23 protein-coding genes and 1 tRNA gene are annotated in these 21887 nt (G+C 68.7%); 19 read left to right on the plus strand and 5 right to left on the minus strand.

The genetic code is table 11. From position 1 onward, the window contains the following. The first annotated feature begins 59 nt into the window (after positions 1–59). Entirely contained in the window at positions 60–938 is an 879-nt protein-coding gene (locus ACIQTT_RS14685) for a LysR family transcriptional regulator ArgP (protein ID WP_402791621.1), read from the plus strand. On the opposite strand, the gene ACIQTT_RS14690 is transcribed toward ACIQTT_RS14685, so the two are convergent. Further along, positions 929–1423: a MarR family winged helix-turn-helix transcriptional regulator gene (locus ACIQTT_RS14690; RefSeq protein ID WP_402791624.1), complete on the minus strand. Its 495-nt coding sequence runs from the start codon at positions 1421–1423 to the stop codon at positions 929–931. The genes ACIQTT_RS14685 and ACIQTT_RS14690 overlap by 10 nt on opposite strands. Then, positions 1410–3107, minus strand: coding sequence for an MDR family MFS transporter (locus ACIQTT_RS14695; protein ID WP_402791627.1), 1698 nt, complete (start codon positions 3105–3107; stop codon positions 1410–1412). The genes ACIQTT_RS14690 and ACIQTT_RS14695 overlap by 14 nt, the downstream gene beginning before the upstream one ends. 278 nt (positions 3108–3385) lie before the next feature. On the opposite strand from ACIQTT_RS14695, the gene ACIQTT_RS14700 reads away from it, so the two are divergent. Genes ACIQTT_RS14700 through ACIQTT_RS14720 form a run of 5 tightly spaced genes read left to right on the plus strand, consistent with a single transcriptional unit; the run spans position 3386 to position 6529 of the window. Next, on the plus strand, positions 3386–4021 hold the full coding sequence (locus ACIQTT_RS14700) for a SipW-dependent-type signal peptide-containing protein (RefSeq protein ID WP_402791630.1): 636 nt from the start codon (positions 3386–3388) through the stop codon (positions 4019–4021). A 7-nt stretch (positions 4022–4028) separates the two neighbouring features. Beyond that, positions 4029–4685: a SipW-dependent-type signal peptide-containing protein gene (locus tag ACIQTT_RS14705; RefSeq protein WP_402791633.1), complete on the plus strand. Its 657-nt coding sequence runs from the start codon at positions 4029–4031 to the stop codon at positions 4683–4685. Positions 4686–4719: 34 nt separating this feature from the next. Further along, positions 4720–5334 carry a signal peptidase I gene (locus ACIQTT_RS14710; protein WP_402791636.1) on the plus strand — a complete coding sequence of 205 codons (615 nt, stop codon included), beginning with the start codon at positions 4720–4722 and terminating at the stop codon, positions 5332–5334. Further along, positions 5331–5996: an LPXTG cell wall anchor domain-containing protein gene (locus ACIQTT_RS14715; protein WP_402791639.1), complete on the plus strand. Its 666-nt coding sequence runs from the start codon at positions 5331–5333 to the stop codon at positions 5994–5996. The genes ACIQTT_RS14710 and ACIQTT_RS14715 overlap by 4 nt, the downstream gene beginning before the upstream one ends. Then, a complete protein-coding gene (locus ACIQTT_RS14720) occupies positions 5993–6529 on the plus strand; it encodes a hypothetical protein (RefSeq protein ID WP_402791642.1) in 537 nt (178 codons plus the stop codon). Before ACIQTT_RS14715 ends, ACIQTT_RS14720 begins: the two co-directional genes overlap by 4 nt. A gap of 32 nt (positions 6530–6561) precedes the next feature. Here ACIQTT_RS14720 and ACIQTT_RS14725 read toward each other — a convergent pair whose 3' ends face one another. Further along, complete coding sequence (locus ACIQTT_RS14725) at positions 6562–7242, minus strand: YqaJ viral recombinase family protein (protein WP_402791645.1); 681 nt, start codon at positions 7240–7242, stop codon at positions 6562–6564. Between the two features lie 255 nt (positions 7243–7497). Between ACIQTT_RS14725 and ACIQTT_RS14730 the strand changes: the two genes are divergently transcribed. The 3 genes from ACIQTT_RS14730 to rplL all read left to right on the plus strand — a co-directional run bounded on the left by ACIQTT_RS14730 (position 7498) and on the right by rplL (position 9759). Next, positions 7498–8514 (plus strand): hypothetical protein, encoded by a 1017-nt coding sequence (locus ACIQTT_RS14730; RefSeq protein ID WP_402791648.1) that lies wholly within the window; start codon positions 7498–7500, stop codon positions 8512–8514. A gap of 324 nt (positions 8515–8838) precedes the next feature. Continuing rightward, entirely contained in the window at positions 8839–9327 is a 489-nt protein-coding gene (gene rplJ, locus ACIQTT_RS14735) for a 50S ribosomal protein L10 (RefSeq protein WP_247625112.1), read from the plus strand. 48 nt (positions 9328–9375) lie between these two features. After that, the gene (rplL, locus tag ACIQTT_RS14740) at positions 9376–9759 is read left to right on the plus strand and encodes a 50S ribosomal protein L7/L12 (protein WP_247625111.1); all 384 of its coding nucleotides are present in this window, start codon (positions 9376–9378) and stop codon (positions 9757–9759) included. 64 nt (positions 9760–9823) lie between these two features. On the opposite strand, the gene ACIQTT_RS14745 is transcribed toward rplL, so the two are convergent. Then, positions 9824–10828 carry a LacI family DNA-binding transcriptional regulator gene (locus ACIQTT_RS14745; RefSeq protein ID WP_402791653.1) on the minus strand — a complete coding sequence of 335 codons (1005 nt, stop codon included), beginning with the start codon at positions 10826–10828 and terminating at the stop codon, positions 9824–9826. 303 nt (positions 10829–11131) lie between these two features. Here ACIQTT_RS14745 and ACIQTT_RS14750 point away from each other — a divergent pair, with 303 nt between their 5' ends. The 9 genes from ACIQTT_RS14750 to ACIQTT_RS14790 all read left to right on the plus strand — a co-directional run bounded on the left by ACIQTT_RS14750 (position 11132) and on the right by ACIQTT_RS14790 (position 20730). Next, positions 11132–12457: an ABC transporter substrate-binding protein gene (locus tag ACIQTT_RS14750; RefSeq protein WP_402791656.1), complete on the plus strand. Its 1326-nt coding sequence runs from the start codon at positions 11132–11134 to the stop codon at positions 12455–12457. Between the two features lie 109 nt (positions 12458–12566). After that, entirely contained in the window at positions 12567–13907 is a 1341-nt protein-coding gene (locus ACIQTT_RS14755; protein WP_402791658.1) for a carbohydrate ABC transporter permease, read from the plus strand. Continuing rightward, positions 13907–14878 (plus strand): carbohydrate ABC transporter permease, encoded by a 972-nt coding sequence (locus tag ACIQTT_RS14760; RefSeq protein WP_247625107.1) that lies wholly within the window; start codon positions 13907–13909, stop codon positions 14876–14878. Before ACIQTT_RS14755 ends, ACIQTT_RS14760 begins: the two co-directional genes overlap by 1 nt. A gap of 102 nt (positions 14879–14980) precedes the next feature. Continuing rightward, positions 14981–16357: a cystathionine beta-synthase gene (locus tag ACIQTT_RS14765; protein WP_402791660.1), complete on the plus strand. Its 1377-nt coding sequence runs from the start codon at positions 14981–14983 to the stop codon at positions 16355–16357. Between the two features lie 55 nt (positions 16358–16412). After that, on the plus strand, positions 16413–17567 hold the full coding sequence (locus tag ACIQTT_RS14770; protein ID WP_402791663.1) for a cystathionine gamma-synthase: 1155 nt from the start codon (positions 16413–16415) through the stop codon (positions 17565–17567). A 166-nt stretch (positions 17568–17733) separates the two neighbouring features. After that, on the plus strand, positions 17734–19104 hold the full coding sequence (locus ACIQTT_RS14775; protein WP_402791666.1) for a multidrug effflux MFS transporter: 1371 nt from the start codon (positions 17734–17736) through the stop codon (positions 19102–19104). Positions 19105–19156: 52 nt separating this feature from the next. Continuing rightward, on the plus strand, positions 19157–19822 hold the full coding sequence (locus ACIQTT_RS14780; protein WP_402791669.1) for a phosphatase PAP2 family protein: 666 nt from the start codon (positions 19157–19159) through the stop codon (positions 19820–19822). Positions 19823–19831: 9 nt separating this feature from the next. Continuing rightward, a complete protein-coding gene (locus ACIQTT_RS14785; RefSeq protein ID WP_402791672.1) occupies positions 19832–20434 on the plus strand; it encodes a GNAT family N-acetyltransferase in 603 nt (200 codons plus the stop codon). Positions 20435–20562: 128 nt separating this feature from the next. After that, the gene (locus ACIQTT_RS14790; protein WP_402791675.1) at positions 20563–20730 is read left to right on the plus strand and encodes a hypothetical protein; all 168 of its coding nucleotides are present in this window, start codon (positions 20563–20565) and stop codon (positions 20728–20730) included. Positions 20731–20831: 101 nt separating this feature from the next. On the opposite strand, the gene ACIQTT_RS14795 is transcribed toward ACIQTT_RS14790, so the two are convergent. Continuing rightward, positions 20832–20919: transfer RNA gene (locus ACIQTT_RS14795), tRNA-Ser, on the minus strand. A gap of 65 nt (positions 20920–20984) precedes the next feature. Between ACIQTT_RS14795 and ACIQTT_RS14800 the strand changes: the two genes are divergently transcribed. Further along, positions 20985–21875 carry a rhodanese-related sulfurtransferase gene (locus tag ACIQTT_RS14800; protein WP_402791678.1) on the plus strand — a complete coding sequence of 297 codons (891 nt, stop codon included), beginning with the start codon at positions 20985–20987 and terminating at the stop codon, positions 21873–21875. Positions 21876–21887 lie beyond the last annotated feature (12 nt).

The raw sequence follows: 21887 nt of genomic DNA on the forward strand, positions 1-21887 counted from the left end.
AGAAAGCGCGTCGATAAAGAACCAGCGCAGATTCCTTCAGAACCATTAGCATCGCTAACGTGAGGATCGATCCCGAACTGGCCGCCACGCTCGCCGCCGTCGCCGACGAAGGGACGCTCGACGCGGCATCCCGCGCCCTGCGGATCACCCCGTCGGCGGTCAGCCAGCGGGTGAAGACGCTGGAGCAGCAACTGGGGCGCATCCTGCTCGTACGCACCAAGCCCGTGCGGCTCACCGAGGCGGGGGAGTCGGTGGTGCGCCTCGCTCGCCAGATCGCTCTGCTCGAGCAGGACGCCCTGACCGGACTCGGCGTCGACGACGGCGTACCGACGAGCAGGCCCGTCATCCCGCTGGCCGTCAACGCCGATTCGATGGCGACGTGGTTCCTGCCTCCGCTCGCCCGCCTCTCGGAGCGGCACGGCGTCGACTTCGATCTGCATCGCGACGATCAGAACTTCACCGCGCGCCTGCTCGAGTCCGGCGATGTGATGGCCGCCGTGACGAGCGAGAGCGCCCCGGTGGCGGGTTGTTCGGTGTCGCCCCTCGGAGTGCTCGAGTATCGCGCGGCCGCGGCGCCCGGGTACGCGCAGCGATGGTTCCCGGACGGAGTGACGGCGGAGGCTCTCGCCGCGGCGCCCTTCGTCGACTTCGACCGCCGCGACACGCTGCAGCACGAGTGGCTGCGCACACGGGACGTCCCGCCCGAGGGCATCCCGCGGCACTACGTTCCGGCATCCCACGACTACGCGCGCGCGGTCGAACTGGGGCTCGGATGGGGGATGGTGCCGGCCGTGCAGGAGGCGGAGGGGCTGGTTCACCTCGGCGCCCCGGCGCTGCGCGTGCAGCTCTACTGGCAGCAGTGGAATCTGCGCTCCGCACTGCTCGACACGATCGCCGCCGAGATCGCCGTCGAGGCGCGGGCCGTCCTTCAGTCCTGAGCGGGGGACGGCATGCCGGGTGTGCCGCCCGAGGCGAGGGCGTGCAGGAGGCCGGTGAGGCTCTCGATGTCCTCGACCTCCCAGTCGGTGAGGGACTGCATCAGCATGCCCTCTTGAGGCTTGCGAGCGAGCGCGAGGCGCTCCTGCCCGTGCGGCGTGAGCCGCAGGATCGATGAGCGGCGATCGGTCGGATCGGCCGTGCGCTCGACGAGGTCGAGTTCCTCGAGCTCGCGGACGGTGCGGCTGGCCTGCCCCTTGTCCATCAGCATCCGCTCGGCGAGCATCGACACGGTCGCTTGCTCGCAGCGAGCGATCGTCGTGAACGCCTTGTATGCCCCGGGGAGCATGCCGGGGCTCACCCGGTTCGCGTTCTCCAGGATGAGGCGACGGAAGTGAGTGATCAGATCGCCGAACTCCGCCTCGAGGGCGCGGACCGCAGCGGTCCGCGCCTCCGAGGCGTCGATCGGGTGATCAGCGGCGGTCACCGGAGGCCGTTCCCGCCGAACCGCGGCCGTCGACGACGGTCAGAGTGCCGGTCGTCGCCGCGCCGGACAGGGCGACGGAGTCTGCGATCGCCGTCTCGCCGACGTTGTCGGTCGCCGCATCCGCCGATGCCCGTTCGCTCGTAGTCATCGTCGTCAGCGGCCGGTTCGGGAGGAACAGGATCGCGACGAGGCTGATGACGGCCAGCGGGATGCCGATGACGAAGGCGTTCGAGATCGCCTGGGCGTAGAAATCCTCGATGATCGAGCGCACGGGCTCGGGGAGCAGACGCACCTCGGGCAGCGTGCCGCCGGTGAGCTGCGCCGCGACGTCGGCGCCCTTCTCGCCGAGCTGCGCGATCGCGGCGCCCAGACGCTCCTTGCCGTCGGCGAACAGTCCGGTGAGCGAGTTCGCGAGCACCGCACCCATCACCGAGACACCGACGGTGCCGCCGAGGCTGCGGAAGAACGTGACGCCCGAGCTCGCGACGCCCATCTCGCTCGGCTTCGCGACGTTCTGCACGATCAGCACGAGGTTCTGCATCGTCATGCCGACGCCGGCACCCATGAGGAACATGTAGAGCGAGACGAGCGCGAAAGGCGTGTCGTAGTGCAGCGTCGACAGCGTCACGGAGCCGGCGATCAGCAGCACGGCGCCGAGGACCAGGTAGCCCTTCCACTTGCCGAAGCGCGTGACGAGCTGGCCGATCACCATCGACGAGATCAGCAGGCCGGCCATCATCGGCAGCGTCATGAGGCCCGCTTCGGTGGGCGTCGCGCCGCGCGAGAGCTGCATGTACTGCGCGAGGTAGACGGAGGTGCCGAACATCGCGACGCCGATCGAGATCGACGCGATGACGGAGAGCGTGAACGTGCGTCCGCGGAACAGCGTGAGCGGGATCAGCGGCTCGCGCACCTTCAGCTCGACGATGACGAAGGCGATCGCGGCGACGATCGCGCCGCCCACCATGAGCGCCGTCTCGGTGCTCCACCAGTCGAAGGTCGACCCGGCATTCGTGATCCAGATGAGGATCAGTGACACGGCGGCCGAGAGCAGCACGATTCCGACGTAGTCGATCGACGCCTTGCGGGTGCGCTCGGTCGAGATCTTCAGCGTGCGCTGCAGGATGATCAGCGCGGCGACCGCGAACGGCAGCGAGACGAAGAAGTTCCAGCGCCAGTTCGCGGCATCCGTGATCCATCCGCCCAGCAGGGGGCCGCCGACGGTGGCGACGGCCATGACGGCGCCGAAGAGACCCATGTACCGACCGCGCTCGCGGGGGCTGATGATGTCGGCCATGATGACCTGGCTGAGGGCGGCGAGACCGCCGCCGCCGAGACCCTGGATGGCGCGGAAGGCGATGAGGGTGTTCGTGTCCTGAGCGAAGCCGGCCGCGGCCGTCGCGCCGACGAAGATGATGATCGCGATCTGGATCAGCAGCTTTCGGTTGAACAGGTCGGCGAGCTTTCCCCAGATCGGCGTCGAGATCGCGGTGGTCAGCAGGGTGGCGGTGATGACCCAGGTGTAGGCGGCCTGGTCACCGCCGAGGTCGTGGACGATGACGGGCATCGACGTCGAGACGACCGTGGTGGCGATCATCGAGACGAACATGCCGAGCAGCAGGCCGGTGAGGGCCTCGAGCACCTGGCGGTGCGTCATCTTGGCGGGAGCGGAGTCCGTGGACATGCAGGACCTTTCGCAGTCGGAGAGTGTATGCCGCGACAGCTCTGGCGCGCACGAAGATGGTTGAACTTCGTCAACTATAGGACGGTGGTTGATGTTCGTCAACTATCGGTCGGTGCCAAGTCGCGAACGCGCAACGATCGGGACCGCCGGCGAAAGACCTCTTGAACGACCGTGCAGTCTCGGGAAGGATGGCCGAAACGCAACGGTGCGCGGCCTCTGAGGGGTGGCCATACGACGTACCGGAGCGACCGATAAGAATTCCTGAGGGGGAATCGCACATGGTTACGAAGGATCGGAAGCGCAAGACTCTGGCAGTACTGGCGGGCGGGCTCGTGCTCGGCGTCGGAGTGGCGGTGACGCTCGCGGCCTGGAACGACTCCGAGTTCGCGACCGGCACGTTCACCGCCGGCTCGTTCAATCTGCAGGGTTCGGTCGCCGGCGACGTGAGCGCCAGCTACAGCGACCACAACGTCGACACCGGGGGAACCGCGGCAACGCTCGCCTTCACGCTGCCCACCGGCGTCGTCGGCAACATGGCACCGGGGGACGCGGTCTACGCGGGCTTCTGGGTGCGGCTCGCCCCCGGCACGACGACGGGTGCGAACCTCTCGGCCGCCGGCACGACGACGGGCGCCGCCGCGACGACGAACTCCGGCAACCTGTCGTACCAGGTGTACCAGCTCGCCCCCGGCGCCACCTGCAACGCGGCATCCGCCACCGGCACCCCTGTCGCGACCGGGGCGACGATGGACGTGCAGACCGGCGTGACCGCGATGACGCTCACCAAGGGAGCGGATGCCGCGACGGCCGGAACGGCCGTGCAGCTGTGCTTCAAGGTCACGGCGGGGACGGCGCTCAAGCAGGGCGTCGCCACGACTACGACCTGGAAGTTCACGGCGACGTCGACGAGCTGAGTCCGTCATGCAGACCCGCAGAGCGATGCGGGAGGCGAAGCGACTCCGCTCCCGTCGGATACGAGCCGCCCTCGCGGGCGGGCTCGTGTTCGGCGTGGGGGCGGCCATGACGCTCGCCGCCTGGAACGACTCCGAATACGCGACCGCGACGTTCACCGCTGGACGATTCGACATCGTCGGCGCGACCGACGGGGCGACGTTCTCCAGCCATGCCACGGCCGGTGCGGCGGCGACGCTGAGCTTCGCGGTCGCGCCGACGGCCATGGTGCCCGGCACGACCACGTACGCGCTGTTCAGCGTGAAGACGGCCAATCCGTCCGGCGCGGGCACGCTGCAGCTGACGGCGGGGACGCCGAGCGGCACCGGGCTCGCCACGCATTTGACGTACGGGGTGCGCCTGGTGCCGACCGCGGCGACCCCGAGCCTGTCGTGCACGGCCGCGACGTACGCCGCGGCATCCGCCTCGACGTCCGTCGTCGTCGCCGACGGGTCGGCGCTCACGACGAATGGCGCAGCGACCGGCACCGTGCCGCAGGCGGTGACCGCGAACGGCGGCAACCAGCTGAACTACTGCGTCGCAGTGACGCTCCCGACGACTGCGCTCAACGCGGCGCAGGGGCTCACCATGACGCAGACCTGGCAGATCCAGGGAACATCCACCTGACCGCTCGCAGCGGTCGACCACGCGAGGAGGGGTGATGAGCACGCCGACGACGAGGAGGGGTCTGCGCGAGCAGGCGGTCGCGTCGGGTGCGCCCGCGATGGCACCCGCGCCCGCCGCGCCGCACCGTCGTGGCGGAGTCGGGCGGATGCTCGGCGACCTCGCGTTGTGGATCGCGGCTGCGGCCGGGGTCGTGTGCATCGTGCTCGTGATCCTCGCCATGACGGCCCAGATCACGCTCATCATGTTCCGCACCGGGTCGATGTCTCCGACGATCCCTGCCGGATCCGTGGCCGTCGTGCAGCGGGTGGATGCCGCCCAGGTCGAGGTCGGAGACGTCGTCACGGTCGACCGCGACGACGAGCTGCCCGTCACGCACCGCGTCACCTCGATCGAACCCGGCGCGAGCGAGTCCGAACGCGTCATCACGATGCGCGGCGACGCGAACGCCACCGACGATCCCTTCCCCTACACCGTGACCTCGGTGCGGACCGTGCTCTTCTCGATCCCGGGCATCGCGACCGTGATCGTCGGGATGGGCGACCCGTGGGTGCTCGGCGGCCTGACCGCGGGCGCCACGGTGCTCGTGATCTGGGCGTTCTGGCCGCGGTCGGGTTCGGCCGCGAACCGGAAGGAGGAGGGGCTCACATGAGGCGCCGACTCGCGATCCTCCTGCCGGCGCTCGCCGCCACCGGCATCCTCGCGGCTGCGCCCGGGATCCTGGCTGCCGCTCCCGCGTGGGCCGCGCCGACGACCGAGGTGATCCAGGGCCGCGTGCTGCGCCTCGTCTCGGTCGCCGACTGGTCGCAGGCGTCGCGGCTGCTCCCCGGGGAGCCGGTGCAGTGGGACGTCGCAGTGAGTGCGACCCCGCCCGATCCCGGCACCGTCACGATCGCCGTGAGCGCGGACGGAGACGCGCCGTTGCTGGTCGACGCGGCCCTCTGCATGCAGGAGTGGCAGGAGAGCGGATGCCCCGGCGGCGCCGAAGAGCTCGAGTCGGAGTGGAGCATCCCACGGGACGGCTCCGAGATCGCACTCGCCGCGTTCCCCTCCACCGACGTCGCGCACCTGCGGCTGTGGATCACTCTCGACGCCGACGACGACAACGGCATCACCGACGTGCGCGTTCACGCGCAGGGCGTGGGGGAGGCGGTGGTCACCGGACCCGGTGGCGATCCTCTTCCGGCAACGGGCGGGACGGTCGCGCCGTGGCTGATCGGAGCGGGCGTGGGGCTGGCCGTGGCCGGGATCGGCCTCGTGGTGCTGCGCCGGCGCGACGGTCGCAGCGCGCAGATCCCCGGAGGTGGCGCATGAGCGGGCGCGAGCCGGCCCGGAGGCGCAGCGGGAAGCGACGGCGGATTCTCGCGGGCATCCTGGGCCTGTCGATGCTCGCCGCCGGGGGGACGGTCGCGACGGCGCAGTCCACCGAGGCGCTGTTCACCGATACCGAGTTCGTCGCCTCCGGCACGTTCACGGCATTCCGAGTGCCGGTGCCGACGATCACCGGGTGCACGGCGGTGAACAACGCACTCGGCATCTTCGAGAGCGTCACGCTGGTGTGGACCTCGCCGTACCCGGTCAACGGCGTGCGGCTGACGCTGCAGCAGGGGGCGACGACCGCCGTCGTTCCGGCCGCGAACATCACGACGACCGGCCCTGTCGGCGGGGTGTACACGCACACGGCCTTCCTCAATCAGGGGCTCCTGGTGAGTCTGCTCGCGAACCTGCTCGGCAGTTCGACGACGATGACGGTCAACAACCTGCTCGCGGGCACATCGTGGGTGTCGGTCGGGGCAACCCGCACGCTCGCGGTCGGGGCCCTCGGGATCGGGTCGTCCTGCACGTAGTCAGGCGCGGACTCGCGGGTCCGTGCGTGGGCTCAGTCCGCGAGCGCGAGGGCGCGGAAGGCGTCGCGCTCGCGTAATTGCTCGCGGCGGCTGGCCGCGGCATCCGTCGTGCGGGTCGGCACCTGCTGCCCGGTCGTGCGGCGGTAGAGCTCGTCGATGAGGTCGGTCGCGAGGCCCACGAGCTTCGCGATCTCGCGGTCGTCGCGGTCGATCCACACGCAGCGCGGTTCGTCGTGGACGGGGGCGAAGTCGACGTGCTCCTCCCAGACGAACAGCGTGCGCTCGGCGCCCAGCACGTGCTGCTGCCACCACACCTGACGGAGGTAGGTGCGGGGGATGCCACGGAAGGCCTTGTTCGTGGTCTTGATCTCGGCGAGTTTGACGCGGCCGTCGGCGTCGACGGCGATGCCGTCGGGGGTCGCGAGGTGCCGATGCTCGACCTCGGCGCGGAACAACGCCGACGACGGCAGGATGCCGTGGGTCGCCGCGACCCAGGCGGCGATCTCGGGCTCGCGACGTCGACCGTGGTCGGTGTACGCGTTGCCGCCGAAGCGCGGTCCGCCGCCGAGTTTGGAGTCGGCCGCGCGCGCGATCGACCGCTCGGAGGTGAGTCCGGCGACGTCGGTCGCGGTGATGCCTCGTGACCGAGCCCGCAGCCAGGCAACGCGGTCGCGGGAGTCCGCGACGATGCGTGCGGCGAGTTCGGGGGTCACCCATCGAGCGTAACCCCGCCCTCCGACCTCCGCCCCCGCACACGCCGCCTCCCCTTGCCCCCGTCGAGATCCCCCTTTGCGTTCGAGGTATCCCTCTGCGTACGCCATGTAAGGGGGGATTTCGTACGCAGACGGGGAGTTCGGCCGAGGCATCCGGCCACGCTCCCTTTCTGCACAACGGCGCGAAACGACGGATGCTTCCGCATATGCTCCTCTGCGAGATCTCCGTCGATCACGCTGAGGCATCATCGCCGGATGCGACACGCCTCGATCCATGAACTGGATGCCCTGCTGATCAGCCGTCGGCAGTGGGAGCGCGCCGGTGGGAACACTCGGAGCATCCGAGTCGCCGTCGATGCGGGGCGGATGCATCGGCTCCGACGTGGCTGGTTCATGCACCGCTCGGACTGGGACGATCTGTGGCCGGAGTCGCGGCATCGGGCGGAGGTTCTCGCCGCCGCGCATTCATCGACGGGCCGGGGGCCTGTCTTCTCGCATCTTTCGGCCGCGGTCCTCTGGGGCCTTCCGCTGGTGCACATCGTCCCGGAACGCGTCCACGTCACTCTCGACGGATCGGTGCGCCACAGCATCCCCGGCCTCATGCGTCACCGCAGTGCACTGCCGTTCGATGACGTCGCAGAGATCAGTGGCGTGCGTTGCACCTCACTCCTGCGAACCGTCGACGACGTCGTTCGCACGGTGGCCCCCGAGGCTGCGCTCGCGCTGACGGATGCGGCACTCGCGACGAAAGGAGGGCAGCCCTGGGACTTCGATCTCCCCGCCGCAGAGGAGTGGGCCGATCAACTGCGCATGCGCGCCGCCCGGCCAGGGGCCCGCGGTGCCGTGCAGGCTCGCCAGATCGCCGATCTGGCGGATGGCCGCGCCCAGCTGCCGCTCGAGAGCATGACGAGATGGCGTCTGCACCAGCTGGGGTTCGAACGACCGCGGCTGCAGGTGCCGGTTCCGGCGGCGGGCGGCCGCACCTATTGGATGGATCTGGGCCTCCCACAACTGCGGACATTCGTCGAGTGCGATGGAGCGATGAAGTATCTCGACCCGGAGATGCGGGGCGGGCGGGGGTCCGACCGCGTGGTCCTCGACGAGAAGATTCGCGAGGACTGGGTGCGGGGTGCTACCGGATGGCGCGTCATCCGCGTCGGCGCAGAGGACATGCGCACCATCGACTCGGCGGCCGCCACCTTCCGCGCCTTCGGGCTTCACCCTCACCGCCGCCGCGAGCCGTTTGCCGCATTCGGTGAGGTCCCCCTATGAGGCCGAGATCCCCCCTAAAAAGCGGTCTGCAGAGGGGGATCTCGTCCCGAAACGGGGACCTCGGCGGGAGAAGGTGTTCTTCGCAAACCCCGCGATTTGGGGGAGCGGATGCCGTGGGGTACAGTTGAACCAACCGAAGACCGCTGGTCATCGATGAGCGCGCAAGCGCTCGCCGATCGAAGCTCTGCATCGCAGGGGCCCGCGCAGGTGTCACGATCTTTTCAGAGCTCCGTGCGCTTGCGCCGGAGCTCTTCTTGTTGTTGCGGGCGGTCCAGGTCGGCGCCCCACCACCGTGCGGCGCCTCGTACACACCAAGGAGTGACCATGGCGCAGAAGGATGCATCGGTCGCCGAGCTCACGAAGTCATTCGAGAACTCGTCCGCCGTCCTGCTGACCGAGTACCGCGGTCTGACGGTTGCCCAGCTCAAGGAGCTGCGCAACAGCATCCGTCAGGACGCTGAGTACGCCGTGGTGAAGAACACGCTGACCAAGCTTGCGGCCAACAAGGCCGGCATCACCGCGCTGGACGACGACCTCAAGGGTCCGTCGGCCGTCGCGTTCGTGCACGGTGACTTCGTCGCCACCGCCAAGGCTCTGCGTGACTTCGCCAAGGCCAACCCGCTTCTCGTGATCAAGGCCGGCATCTTCGAGGGCGAAGCCCTCACCGCCGACGAGGTCAACAAGTACGCCTCGCTCGAGAGCCGTGAGGTTCTGCTGGCGAAGGCTGCGGGCATGATGAAGGCGACGATGGGCAAGGCTGCCGCCACCATCGACGCGCTTCGCGAAAAGCTGGAGACCGCAGAGGCCGCGTAAGCGTCCGGCGATCTCGTCTACAAACCCCATCTATCTAGGAGATACATCATGGCGAAGCTTTCCACCGAGGAGCTGCTCGAGCAGTTCGCCGGCCTCACCCTCATCGAGCTCAACGAGTTCGTGAAGGCGTTCGAGGAGAAGTTCGAGGTCACCGCTGCTGCACCCGTCGCCGTTGCCGGCGCTGCGGGTGGCGCAGGCGCTGCTGAGGCTGAGGAAGAGAAGGACTCCTTCGACGTCATCCTCGAGTCGGCTGGCGACAAGAAGATCCAGGTCATCAAGACGGTCCGCGAGCTCACCTCGCTGGGCCTCGGCGAGGCCAAGGCCGTCGTCGACGGTGCTCCCAAGGCCGTGCTCGAGGGCGCGAACAAGGAGACCGCCGAGAAGGCGAAGGCTGCTCTCGAAGAGGCAGGCGCCACGGTTACCCTCAAGTAATCGCGTCTGAACGCTTCACGAATGCCCCGGCTCCGGCCGGGGCATTCGTGCGTTAACGGGGGCGTCAGCGCGGCGCGGCTGTCGATCCGCGCACCACGAGGGCGGATGCCGCGGCGAGCTGCTCGACCGCGGCATCCGGGTCGTCCATCCTCCGCGTCAGGAGGCGGACGGCGTCGTGGCCCTGGTCGCGCGGCGACTGGCGGATCGTCGTGAGGGCGAAGAGCTCGGCGTGCTCGTGGTCGTCGATACCGACGACACTGAGCTCCGTCGGCACGGCGATGCCGAGGCGCCGCGCGGCGATGATCGTGCCGATCGCGGCCTCGTCGCACACTGCGACGATCGCGGTCGGCCGGTGCCTCCGATCCCCGAGGAGGCCGACGGCCGCGGCGTAGCCTTCGGAGAGGGTGGGGCCCGATCCCGCCACGCGCGCCTCGTCGGCGATCCCTGCGGTGCCGAGGGCGGCGAGATAGCCGTCGATGCGCCTCTCGTCGCCGTAGCTGAGCGCCGCGGCATCCGTCGTCCCGCCGACGAAGGCGATCGCGGTGTGGCCCAGCTCGATCAGATGCTCGGTGGCGATGCGCGCAGCGGCGGCATCGTCGATCGAGACGGCGCTCGATCCCTCGCTGTAGGGTCCGACGCTGACGAGCGGGCGTCCTGTTTGCTGCAATCGCTCGAGTTCGTGGGCGCTGGGCTGGATGCCGACGGCGATGATGCCGTCGAAACGGCGGCGGGGGAGCACGCTCGAGAAGAGGCGTTCGCGGGTCTCCGACCCCTCGGGGACGCCGTAGAGGGCCAGGTCGTAGTCGAGCGCGAACAGCGCCTCTTGGATGCCGGAGAGGAGCTCGGCGAAGAACCAGCGGTCGACCGGGGGCATGACCACCCCGACGGTCTGCGTGCGCCCGGTGGCGAGGCTGGTGGCGGAGGAGTGCGCGACGTACGACAGTTCGGCAGCCGCCTGCTCCACGCGCTGACGTGTGTCGTCCGATACGTAGCCGCGTCCGCTGAGCGCCCTGCTCGCGGTGGCCTTCGAGACGCCGGCGCGTGCTGCGACGTCGGCGATCTTGCTCATCGGTCCTCCTCGACCAACTTCGGCATCGAGGGTTCTCTCCGGTGCTTCGACGCCGGCGCGCGGGGGGACGCGCCGAAGTCAGCGTAACCGGTGGAGCAGCGAAAAAGGAACCGGTTCCACACGAAAACAATGAGAGCGCTCCCATTCTGCATCCCGATATGCCTCGAAAGGATGCAATCTTGTGACCTTCCCCAGTTGTGCCGCGGGAGGAAAGGTCTGTAGGTTTACCTGGAATCGGTTCCCCAATGGTTGCGGCGATTGCTCCCTTGGGCGGACGATGATCCACCTGAAGAGGAGAAGTAAATGGCTTTGTCACAGCGATACCGCCTTCTTGCCCCGATCGCGCTCGTCGGAGCAGCGACCCTGGTCCTGGCCGGCTGCGCCGAGGGCGGCAGCGGCGACGGCGGTGGAGATGCGAAGACCACCGTCCGCATCTCCGGAGGCATCACGGGCGTCGAGGCCGACGACCTGAACAAGTCCTTCGAGCAGTTCACCGAAGACACCGGCATCACCGTCGAGTACACCGGCGACAAGGGCTTCGAGGGAAACATCGTGACCAAGGTCACGGGTGGCGACGCCCCCGACATCGCGATCGTCCCCCAGCCGGGTCTGCTCAAGACCCTCGTCGAGACCGGCAAGGTGAAGGCGGCCCCCGAGGCCGTCGAAGCCGCCGTCGACGAGAACTGGTCCGAGGACTGGAAGAAGTACGGCACCTTCGACGACACGTTCTACGCGGCGCCGATGCTCGCGAACCTCAAGGGCTACGTCTGGTACTCGCCGAAGCAGTTCGCCGAGTGGGGTGTCGAGGTCCCGACCACGTGGGACGAGATGCTCACCCTCACCCAGACCATCGTCGACACGACCGGCGCTCCCGCCTGGTGCGCCGGCTTCTCGTCCGAGGCGGCGTCCGGCTGGCCGGGCACCGACTGGATCGAAGACCTGGTGCTCCGTCAGTCCGGCCCCGAGGTCTACGACCAGTGGGTGGCCGGTGACGTCAAGTTCACCGACCCCGAGATCAAGGACGCGTTCGACGCGGTCGGCGAGATCCTGCTCAACCCGGAGTACGTCAACGCGGGCTACGGCGACGTGAAGAGCATCAACTCCACCGCCTTTGGCGACGTGGCCGCGACCCTGGCGAAGGGCGACTGTGCCCTGACCCACCAGGCCTCGTTCCTGTCGGCGAACTTCCTCGAGGCGCAGACCGCCGACGGAAACACGCCCGAGATCGGGCCCGAGGGCGACGTCTACGCGTTCATCATGCCGGGCGAGACCGCCGGCGAGGTCCAGGTCGAGGGTGGCGGCGAGTTCGTCGCCGGCTTCTCCGACGACGACGCGACCCAGCAGGTGCTCGAGTTCATGGCCTCGCCGGAGTTCGCCGACGCACGCGTGAAGCTCGGCGGCGTCATCTCCGCCAACAAGAAGGCCGACCCGAGCCTCGCCTCGAGCGAGTTCCTCACCGAGGCCATGGAGACGATGCAGAGCGACACCACCACGTTCCGCTTCGACGCGTCGGACCTGATGCCGTCGACCGTCGGCTCGGGTTCGTTCTGGAAGGGAATGGTCGACTGGATCGACGGTAAGGACACCGACACGGTTCTCTCCGACATCCAGGCAGGTTACGAGAACTGATCGTCTCGGTACGATCAGCGTGAGCTGAGCGGGGTCGGGCTCCAGAGCCCGGCCCCGCTCCTCCCATCCATTCGCCCGAGTACGCGGCAGTACTCAGAAGGGGACTCCCATGTCGCAAGCGACCATCGAGAAGTCCGTCGAAGCCGACGAACTTCCGGTGACGAGGCACGGCGCCGATCCGAAGGGGCGCGCGATCACGCGCGTCGTCCTCGCGGTCGGCTTCGTCGTGCTCGTCGCCCTCGCCCTCCTGCTCGTCTTCACCACCTCCACCGAAGAGTCCGCCCGCACCACCATCGGGTTCTCGCTCAACAGCTTCTTCGTGTCGCTCGGCGGCATGCACCCGCTCGTGCAGATCCCCGTGATCCTCCTCGTCTTCGGCGTGGTGGTGGGGATCATCCTGGTGCTCATCGAGTTCGCCCCGCGCCCCGGCCGCGGCTACTTCATCATGCGGCTGGTCGCCTGCCTGGTGATCCCGGTGCTCGCGTTCCTGCTGCTGCGCCCCTACCAGAACGCCGTGCTCTACGTCGTGGCGATCGCTCTTTTGGTCGGCGCGCTGCTCTTCTTCGCGGACTTCCGCGCACGCCAGGGTGCCGGCTACCTGTTCCAGCTCGTGCTGTTCATGGCACCGGCGTCGATCATGCTGATCCTCGGTCTCATCTACCCGGCGATCTCGACGATCTTCAAGTCGTTCTTCGACAAGACCGGCGCGAACTTCGTCGGCTTCGAGAACTACGTCTGGGTGTTCACGAACCCGGTCGGCACGTCGTCGGTCATCAACACGATCCTCTGGGCGCTGCTCGCTCCGGTGATCTCGGTCGTGATCGGACTCGCCTACGCCGTCTTCATCGACCGGGCGCGCGGCGAGAAGATCCTCAAGGTGCTCGTGTTCATGCCCGTCGCGATCTCGTTCGTCGGCGCCGGCATCATCTGGAAGTTCATGTACGACGCTCGCCAGGGCGACCAGATCGGTCTGCTCAACGCGATCGTCACGGCGTTCGGCGGCGACCCCGTGCAGTGGCTCGCCATCAAGCCGGTGCTCAACACGCTCATGCTCCTCATCGTGTTCATCTGGACGCAGACGGGCTTCGCGATGGTGATCCTTTCCGCCGCGATCAAGGCCGTGCCGATCGAGCAGATGGAGGCCGCCGAACTCGACGGCACCAACGCGTGGCAGCGGTTCCGCAACGTCACCGTGCCCGGCATCCGCTCGTCACTGATCGTGGTGCTCACCACGATCACGATCGCCTCGCTGAAGGTGTATGACATCGTCGCCGTCATGACCGGTGGTCGTGACGAGACGAGCGTGCTCGGTTTCGAGATGGTCAACCAGCAGCAGAGGTTCCAGAGCTACGGGCACTCCTCGGCGCTGGCCGTCGTGCTGTTCCTGTTCGTTCTGCCCCTGATCGTCTACAACGCCCGATCGATGGCCAAGCAGAGGGAGATCCGCTGATGAGCGCCACACAACTCGTCGTCACGCCCGACAACCGCACCAAGCGGCAGGTCGCCCGCGACACGCGCAAGAACGAGGCGATCGCGCACAAGAAGCTGACGTCGAAGGGCGCGACGATCGCCGCCGCGATCATCGCCATCTTCTGGACGATCCCGACCTTCGGCCTCTTCGTCACCTCGTTCCGTCCCGGTGCCGACACGCAGAACTCGGGCTGGTGGACGGTCTTCACGAACCCCGAGTTCACGCTCGACAACTACGTGCAGGCGTGGAACTCGGGCGGCACATCGACCACGCTCGCCTCGGCATTCGTGAATTCGCTCGCGATCACCATCCCCGCGACGGTGTTCCCGATCGTGATGGCGGCGCTCGCCGCGTACGCGTTCGCATGGATCGACTTCAAGGGTCGCAACATGCTGTTCGTGTTCGTCTTCGCGCTGCAGATCGTGCCGCTGCAGATGGCCCTCGTGCCGCTGCTGAGCCTGTTCTCGGACGGCCTGTCGATCAACGACGTTCCGATCTTCCCCGGCTTCGGTCTGAACGAGGTGCAGTACAGCTTCGCCCGTGTGTGGATCGCGCACGCGATCTTCGCACTGCCGCTCGCGACGTTCATGCTGCACAACTTCATCTCGGAGATCCCCGGCGAGATCATCGAGGCGGCCCGTGTGGACGGTGCCGGTCACGGTCAGGTGTTCTTCCGGATCATCCTGCCGCTGGCCGCTCCCGCGATCGCGTCGTTCGGCATCTTCCAGTTCCTGTGGGTGTGGAACGATCTGCTCGTCGCGACGATCTTCGCCTCGCCGGGCGCGCTGCCGATCACCCAGGCCCTCAACTCGTTGTCGGGCACCTGGGGCAACAAGTGGTTCCTGCAGTCGGCCGGAACCTTCATCTCGATCATCATCCCGTTGATCGTGTTCTTCGCCCTGCAGCGCTTCTTCGTTCGCGGCCTGCTGGCGGGCGCGACGAAGGGCTGAGCGAGCTCCGCTCCGGTTCCTGAGCGAGCGGAGCGAGACGAAGGACGGATGCCGTGGCGCAACACTCGAGCGCCACGGCATCCGTCGTTCTACGCTGAACCTATGAAGTACGCAGATTCGATCGTCGACCTCGTCGGCGACACGCCCCTCGTGAAGCTCCGGCACGTGACCGAGGGCGTGGACTGCACGGTTCTCGTGAAGCTCGAGTACTTCAACCCCGGCGGCTCGTCGAAGGATCGCATCGCCTCGCGCATCATCGACGCGGCGGAAGCGGCAGGGCAGCTCAAGCCCGGGGGGACGATCGTCGAACCGACCAGCGGCAACACCGGTGTCGGACTCGCGCTGGTCGCCCAGCAGCGCGGCTACGCGTGCGTGTTCGTGGTGCCCGACAAGGTCGGCGACGACAAGATCGACGTGCTGCGGGCCTACGGCGCCGAGGTCGTCGTGACGCCGACGTCGGTACCGGCCGACAGCCCCGAGTCCTACTACAGCGTGAGCGACCGGCTGGCGCGCGAGATCCCCGGCGCGTTCAAGCCCAACCAGTACGAGAACCCGAACGGACCCCGCAGCCACTACGAGACGACGGGTCCCGAGATCTGGCGCGACACCGACGGCACGGTCACGCACTTCGTCGCCGGCGTCGGCACGGGCGGCACGATCAGCGGCACGGGGCGCTACCTGCGCGAGGTGTCGGACGACCGCGTGCGCATCATCGGCATCGACCCCGAGGGCAGCGTCTACAGCGGCGGCACCGGGCGACCGTACCTCGTCGAGGGCGTCGGCGAGGACATCTGGCCCGGGTCGTACGACCCGGCGGTGCCGCACGAGATCGTCGCGGTGGGTGACGCGGAGTCGTTCGCGATGACCCGCCGTCTCGCCCGCGAGGAGGGCATCCTCGTCGGCGGGTCGAGCGGCATGGCCGTCGTCGGCGCGCTGCGCATCGCGAAGGACCTGCCCGCGGATGCCGTGATGGTCGTGCTCCTGCCCGACGGAGGTCGGGGCTACCTCGGCAAGATCTTCAACGACGGCTGGATGCGCTCCTACGGGTTCAGCGAGGTGGAGGAGGGCGAGACCGTCGCCGACGTGATCGCCGCCCGTGCCGCGCGCCAGGGTGACGCGATCCCGGATCTGGTGCACGCGCATCCGACCGACACCGTGCTCGAGGCGATCGGCATGATGACCGAGTACGACGTCTCGCAGCTCGTGGTGCTCAGCGCCGAGCCGCCCGTCATGATGGGCGAGGTCGTGGGCACAGTCGACGAGAAGGGGCTGCTCGACCTGCTGTTCCGCGGCGACGCGAATCCGGCCGACGCCGTGGGCGATCACGTGGGGGAGCGGCTGCCGCTCATCGGCATCCACGCGTCCGTCGCACAGGCGCGCACGGCGCTCGCCGACGCCGATGCGCTGCTGGTCACCGAGGGCGGCAAGCCGCACACCGTGCTGACCCGTCAGGATCTGCTCGCGTACCTCTCGAAGTGACGCGCGACGTAACAGGACCGGCGCCGCTCCGGAGCCCGCACGTAGGCTGAGGGGCATGTCCGAGCACTCCTTCGCCACCCGAGCCATCCACGCAGGTCAGGAACCCGATCCCCGCACCGGTGCGATCATCCCGCCGATCTACCAGGCGTCCACGCACGTGCAGGACGGCATCGGCGGCTTCCGCGAGGGCTACGAGTACAACCGCGCGGGGAACCCCACCCGGTCATCGCTCGAAACCCAGCTCGCGGCGCTCGAGGGCGGTGTCTCGGCACTGTCGTTCGCCTCGGGGCTCGCCGCCGAGGACGCGCTGCTGCGCGGCATCCTGAAGCCGGGCGACCACGTCGTGCTCGGGAACGACGTCTACGGCGGCACCTATCGCCTGCTCACCCGCGTGCTCGCGCCGTGGGGCATCGAGACGACCACGGTCGAGCTCGGCGACCTCGACGAGGTGCGCGCGGCGATCCGCCCCGAGACGAAGATCGTCTGGCTCGAGACGCCCAGCAACCCGCTGCTCAAGATCGTCGACATCGCGGTCGTCGCCGAGGTCGCGCACGCGGCCGGCGCCGTCGTCGTGGTCGACAACACGTTCGCCTCGCCGGCGCTGCAGCAGCCGCTCGCGCTCGGAGCCGACCTCGTCGTGCACTCGACCACCAAGTACCTCGGCGGGCACTCCGACGTGCTGGGCGGCGCGGTGGTGTTCGGCGACGACACCCACTTCGACGCGATCAAGTTCCAGCAGTTCGCCGTGGGAGCGGTGTCGGCCCCGCTCGACGCCTGGCTCACCACCCGCGGCATCAAGACGCTCGCGGTGCGTGTGCGGCAGCACTCCGAGAATGCCCATGCGATCGCCGAGTGGGCCGAGAGCCGTCCCGAGTTCGAGCGCGTCTTCTACCCGGGTCTCGCTTCGCACCCGGGCCACGACATCGCGGCCCGCCAGATGAGCGGCTTCGGCGGCATGCTGTCGCTCGCGCTCGCCGCAGGCCCCGCCGCTGCCAAGGCCTTCGCGGAGTCGACGGAGATCTTCCAGCTCGCGGAGTCGCTCGGCGGCGTCGAGTCGCTGATCGGCTACCCGCCGGACATGACGCACGCCTCGGTGCGCGGCACCGCTCTCGCGGTTCCGGAGAACGTCGTGCGCCTGTCGGTCGGCATCGAGGACGTGCGCGACCTGATCGCCGACCTCGAGCAGGGCCTCGCTCGCATCGGTTCCTGACGCGGGGTGTCGGAGCGCGAGACACCACATCCCTCGCGAGGCACCACGTGGGCCGCGGTGTCTTGTCTCTGTTGTGGTGTCTCGGCACGCCCGCGCGGGCGTGCCCGTAGAATGGGTGGCTGGGTCGAATCGATTCGACCGTCCGCCCTCGCTCCGAAAGGCCGTCGTGCCCGACGCTCCTCGCACCGACTCCGTCCCGACGATCCCCGCACACGCCACGCCCGAACGAACGGCGACCGGCAGCATCCGCATCCCCGCGTCGACGGGAGCGATCCGCACGCTCGGATCCAACCCGATCACCGCGCCGATCATGCTGCACCCGGGAGACTCGATCTCGAACGGCCGGCGCGCGCTGTACATCATCCTTCTCGGAGCGCTCACCGCCCTCGGGCCGTTCACGATCGACCTCTACCTCCCGGCGTTCCCGGTGCTCGAAGAGGACTTCCAGACGACCGCCGCGGCGATCCAGCTCACGTTGACCGGAACCATGATCGGCTTCGCGGTGGGGCAGTTGCTCGTCGGTCCGCTCAGCGACAAGATCGGCCGGCGACTCCCGCTCATCATCGTGACGGCGCTGCACGTGCTCGCAAGCCTCGCCGCCGCGTTCGCGCCCACGCTCGAGCTGCTCAGCGCCTCGCGCGTGCTCATGGGCATGGGCGCCGCGGCCGGCGGTGTGGTCGCGATGGCGATCGTGCGCGACCTGTTCGGCGGGCGCCGACTCGTGGTGATGCTCTCGCGCCTCGCGCTCGTCTCGGGCGTCGCACCCGTCGTCGCGCCGCTGATCGGCTCGTGGCTGCTGACGCTCATGCCCTGGCGCGGCATCTTCGGTGTGCTCGCGGCCTACGGCGTCGTGATGCTGATCTCGACCCTGATCTTCATCCCCGAGACCCTCCCCGCGGCCCGTCGTCAGGGCGGCGGCGCCACGGTGCTGCAGCGCTACCGCTCGGTGCTCTCCGACCGGGTGTTCCTCGGCGTGCTCGTGATCGGAGGCATGACCTTCTCGGGCCTCTTCTCGTACCTGTCGGCCTCACCGTTCCTGTTCCAGCAGACGCACGGGCTCGACCCGCAGCAGTACGGTCTGCTCTTCGCCGTGAACTCGCTCGGCGTCGTCGTCGGCGTGCAGACCGCCTCGCGCCTCGCCGCGCGCTTCGGCCCGCAGTGGGTGCTCGCGTACTCGACCTCGGTGCTGCTGCTCGCGGGCACCGCGATCATCGTGACCGACCAGCTCGGGCTCGGGTTGTGGGGCACCGTCATCCCGCTGTTCGTGTTCATGACCGCGTGCGGCTTCACGTTCCCGAACGTGCAAGTGCTGGCGCTCGACCGCCACGGGAAGGCGGCCGGGACCGCTGCCTCGATCCTCGGCGCCACGAACTTCGGCGTCGCCGGCCTCATCTCGCCGGTGGTCGGCTGGGTCTCGCACGACGCGGGCATCACGGCTACGACGATGGCCGCGGTGATGGCCGGGTGCGCGGCGATCGGCATCCTCGCGCTCTGGTTCGTCGTGCGCCCGCGCACCGTCGGCCTGCTCACTCCCTGACCCGGCGGGCGGGTCGTCCGATTTCCCAGGCTCGCTCCGACAGAATGGGGCGATGAACAGGCGGATGCTTCTGTGGTCGGGTGTCGGATGCGTCGCGCTGACCTTCGCGCTGGGAGCGCTGATCACCCTCGGGGTCGCGCACCCGTTCGTGTTCGACGCCTGGTGGAACGACGTGGTGGTGTCGTTCCGCTCGGACGCGGTCGTCGCCTTCGCCCACGCCCTCGACACGGTCGGCGGCGGGTGGGTCGCGGTGTATCTCGTGCCGCTCGTCGTGATCATCGCATTCCTACTCGCGCGTCGCTGGCGCTCGGGGATCTTCGCCGCGCTCGCATTCCTCGCGAGCGCGGGAGCGGTGCAGCTGCTCAAGCACCTCTTCGGGCGCGCGCGGCCGGAGGACATGCTGGTCCTCAGCGACTACGGGTCGTTCCCCTCCGGGCACACCGCGAACGCCGCGACACTCGCCCTCGTCTTCGCCGTGCTCTTCCCGAAAGTGTGGATCCGCATCGCGGGCGCCCTGTGGATCGTGCTGATGGCGCTGTCGCGCACCTTCCTCTCGGTGCACTGGGCGACCGACACGATCGGCGGCGCTCTGCTCGGGGCCGGGGTCGTGCTACTGCTGGCGGCGTGGCTGCTGCCGTGGGTGCGGCGCCCGGGCGCGGCGGAGCCGCCCGCCGATAGTCTGGACGACGCCCCACTCACCGACGCACCCACTCACTGAGGAGTCCCCGTGTCGAGCATCCGCCCGTACCGTCCGTCCGATCGCGCGTCGCTGTTCGACGTCTGCGTGCGCACCGCCGACGCGGGGGAGGACGCCACCGGTGCGTTCTCCGACGACGAGCTCTGGGGCCTGCTGTTCGCGGTGCCGTACGTCGAGCGCGACCCGAGCTTGGCGTGGGTCGTCGAATCGGACGACGGCCGCGTGATCGGGTACATCGTCGCGACCGACGACACGGATGCCTTCGAGCAGTGGTTCCGCGACGAATGGTGGCCACGGTTCGCCGACCGCTTCCCGCAGCCCGCGGAGCCGCAGACGCGCGAGGAGAAGATGCTCGCGTACGCCTACGGACGTCGGCCCGGCGCCGAGACGAACGCCGCTGAGTACCCTGCTCATCTGCACATCGATCTGCTGCCGGAGACGCAGGGGCAGGGCATCGGCCGCCGCCTCATCGAGACGCTGTTCGACGAGCTCTCGCGTCGCGGCGTGCGGGGTCTGCACCTGGGCATGGATCCGGCGAACACCGGCGCCGCCGCCTTCTACGAGCGCCTCGGCATGACGCCGCTCCCGGCCGCCCCGGGCGGGCAGAGCTACGGCGTGACCTTCGCGGGCTGAGGCTCTCTTCGCGAACGGGCGCGTGCGCGGAAGGTAGTGTCTCGCTGACGTCCGGGCTGGTCAACGCCCTGTGGCGGCGTCGATGGCACCCGTATCGTTCATGGTTCGTGACAGATCGGAGCTGGGCCATGAGCGATTCCCGCAACACGCAGGGAACCCCCGGGGCGAATGACGACGCAGGCGCCGAGTCGGGCGATGCGTCGGAGAACGGAGCTTCGGAGGAGACCGAGAAGATGCTCCGGGACGAGAGCACCGATGACGACGGTATGCCCCTCGAGAATCCCTCGGGGGGATGATGTCGACGTGGGCTGATCACCGCAGACATCGTCTCGGTGGACACGCCGCACCCCGGACACAAGAAGGGCCCCGCGCGAATGCGGGGCCCTTCTTCGTCATCTGGCGGTGACGGCGGGATTCGAACCCGCGGTTGCTTGCACAACACACGCTTTCCAAGCGTGCTCCTTCGGCCGCTCGGACACGTCACCAGGGAACAACTTGTCCATCCTATCCGATGCGGCAGATGCTCCGTGACGCGGCGTACGATCTTGAGGTGGCAACCCCCAAGATCGTCCTCTTCTACGTCTTCACCCCGCTCGCCGATCCCGAGGCGATCCGGGTGTGGCAGCGCGACCTCGGCGAAGCGCTGGGTCTGCGCGGACGGCTGCTGATCTCGGGCGACGGAGTGAACGGCACCCTCGGCGGCGATCTGCCCGCGCTCAAGAAATGGGCGCGCTCCTTCCGCGCGTACGCGCCGTTCAAGAACGCCGACATCAAGTGGAGCGAGGGCACCGGCGTCGATGCCGAGGGGCGCAGCCTCGACTTCCCGAAGCTGAGTGTGAAGGTGCGCGACGAGATCGTCTCGTTCGGCGCCCCGGGAGAGCTGAGGGTCGACGAGAACGGTGTGGTCGGCGGTGGCACCCGGCTGAGTCCGGAGGAGCTGCACGCCCTGGTCGCCGAGCGCGGAGACGAGGTCGTGTTCTTCGACGGCCGCAACGCGCTCGAGGCGCAGATCGGGCGTTTCCGTGGCGCGGTCGTTCCCGACACCGAGACCACGCGCGACTTCGTCGACCTGCTCGACTCGGGCGCCTACGACGACCTCAAGGGCAAACCCGTCGTGACCTACTGCACCGGCGGCATCCGTTGCGAGGTGCTGTCGAGCCTCATGACCGCGCGCGGGTTCGGCGAGGTCTACCAGCTCGAGGGCGGGATCGTGCGCTACGGCGAGAAGTACGGCGACGACGGCCTGTGGGACGGCTCGCTGTACGTCTTCGACAAGCGCGGATCGATCGACTTCTCCGACCACGCGGCCGTGATCGGGGAGTGCATCGGGTGCGGCGCCGCGACCTCGCGCACCGCCAACTGCCCCGACCTCTCGTGCCGCACGCAGTTCGTCGTGTGCGCGGACTGCGACCGCGTCGCCTGCGCGCTACACGCTGCGTGACGGACCCGACTC

The organism is Microbacterium sp. NPDC090225 (assembly GCF_044772365.1).
Classification (GTDB): domain Bacteria; phylum Actinomycetota; class Actinomycetes; order Actinomycetales; family Microbacteriaceae; genus Microbacterium.

Bases quoted from the DNA above. Each gene is read 5' to 3' on its own strand.
- ACIQTT_RS14780 (WP_402791669.1), top strand. From the start codon at position 19,157: ATGAACAGGCGGATGCTTCTGTGGTCGGGTGTCGGATGCGTCGCGCTG.
- ACIQTT_RS14720 (WP_402791642.1), top strand. From the start codon at position 5,993: ATGAGCGGGCGCGAGCCGGCCCGGAGGCGCAGCGGGAAGCGACGGCGG.
- ACIQTT_RS14770 (WP_402791663.1), top strand. From the start codon at position 16,413: ATGTCCGAGCACTCCTTCGCCACCCGAGCCATCCACGCAGGTCAGGAA.
- ACIQTT_RS14765 (WP_402791660.1), top strand. From the start codon at position 14,981: ATGAAGTACGCAGATTCGATCGTCGACCTCGTCGGCGACACGCCCCTC.
- ACIQTT_RS14715 (WP_402791639.1), top strand. From the start codon at position 5,331: ATGAGGCGCCGACTCGCGATCCTCCTGCCGGCGCTCGCCGCCACCGGC.
- ACIQTT_RS14790 (WP_402791675.1), top strand. From the start codon at position 20,563: ATGAGCGATTCCCGCAACACGCAGGGAACCCCCGGGGCGAATGACGAC.
- ACIQTT_RS14730 (WP_402791648.1), top strand. From the start codon at position 7,498: ATGCGACACGCCTCGATCCATGAACTGGATGCCCTGCTGATCAGCCGT.
- ACIQTT_RS14710 (WP_402791636.1), top strand. From the start codon at position 4,720: ATGAGCACGCCGACGACGAGGAGGGGTCTGCGCGAGCAGGCGGTCGCG.
- rplL (WP_247625111.1), top strand. From the start codon at position 9,376: ATGGCGAAGCTTTCCACCGAGGAGCTGCTCGAGCAGTTCGCCGGCCTC.
- ACIQTT_RS14760 (WP_247625107.1), top strand. From the start codon at position 13,907: ATGAGCGCCACACAACTCGTCGTCACGCCCGACAACCGCACCAAGCGG.
- rplJ (WP_247625112.1), top strand. From the start codon at position 8,839: ATGGCGCAGAAGGATGCATCGGTCGCCGAGCTCACGAAGTCATTCGAG.
- ACIQTT_RS14705 (WP_402791633.1), top strand. From the start codon at position 4,029: ATGCAGACCCGCAGAGCGATGCGGGAGGCGAAGCGACTCCGCTCCCGT.
- ACIQTT_RS14700 (WP_402791630.1), top strand. From the start codon at position 3,386: ATGGTTACGAAGGATCGGAAGCGCAAGACTCTGGCAGTACTGGCGGGC.
- ACIQTT_RS14750 (WP_402791656.1), top strand. From the start codon at position 11,132: ATGGCTTTGTCACAGCGATACCGCCTTCTTGCCCCGATCGCGCTCGTC.
- ACIQTT_RS14695 (WP_402791627.1), bottom strand. From the start codon at position 3,107: ATGTCCACGGACTCCGCTCCCGCCAAGATGACGCACCGCCAGGTGCTC.
- ACIQTT_RS14745 (WP_402791653.1), bottom strand. From the start codon at position 10,828: ATGAGCAAGATCGCCGACGTCGCAGCACGCGCCGGCGTCTCGAAGGCC.
- ACIQTT_RS14755 (WP_402791658.1), top strand. From the start codon at position 12,567: ATGTCGCAAGCGACCATCGAGAAGTCCGTCGAAGCCGACGAACTTCCG.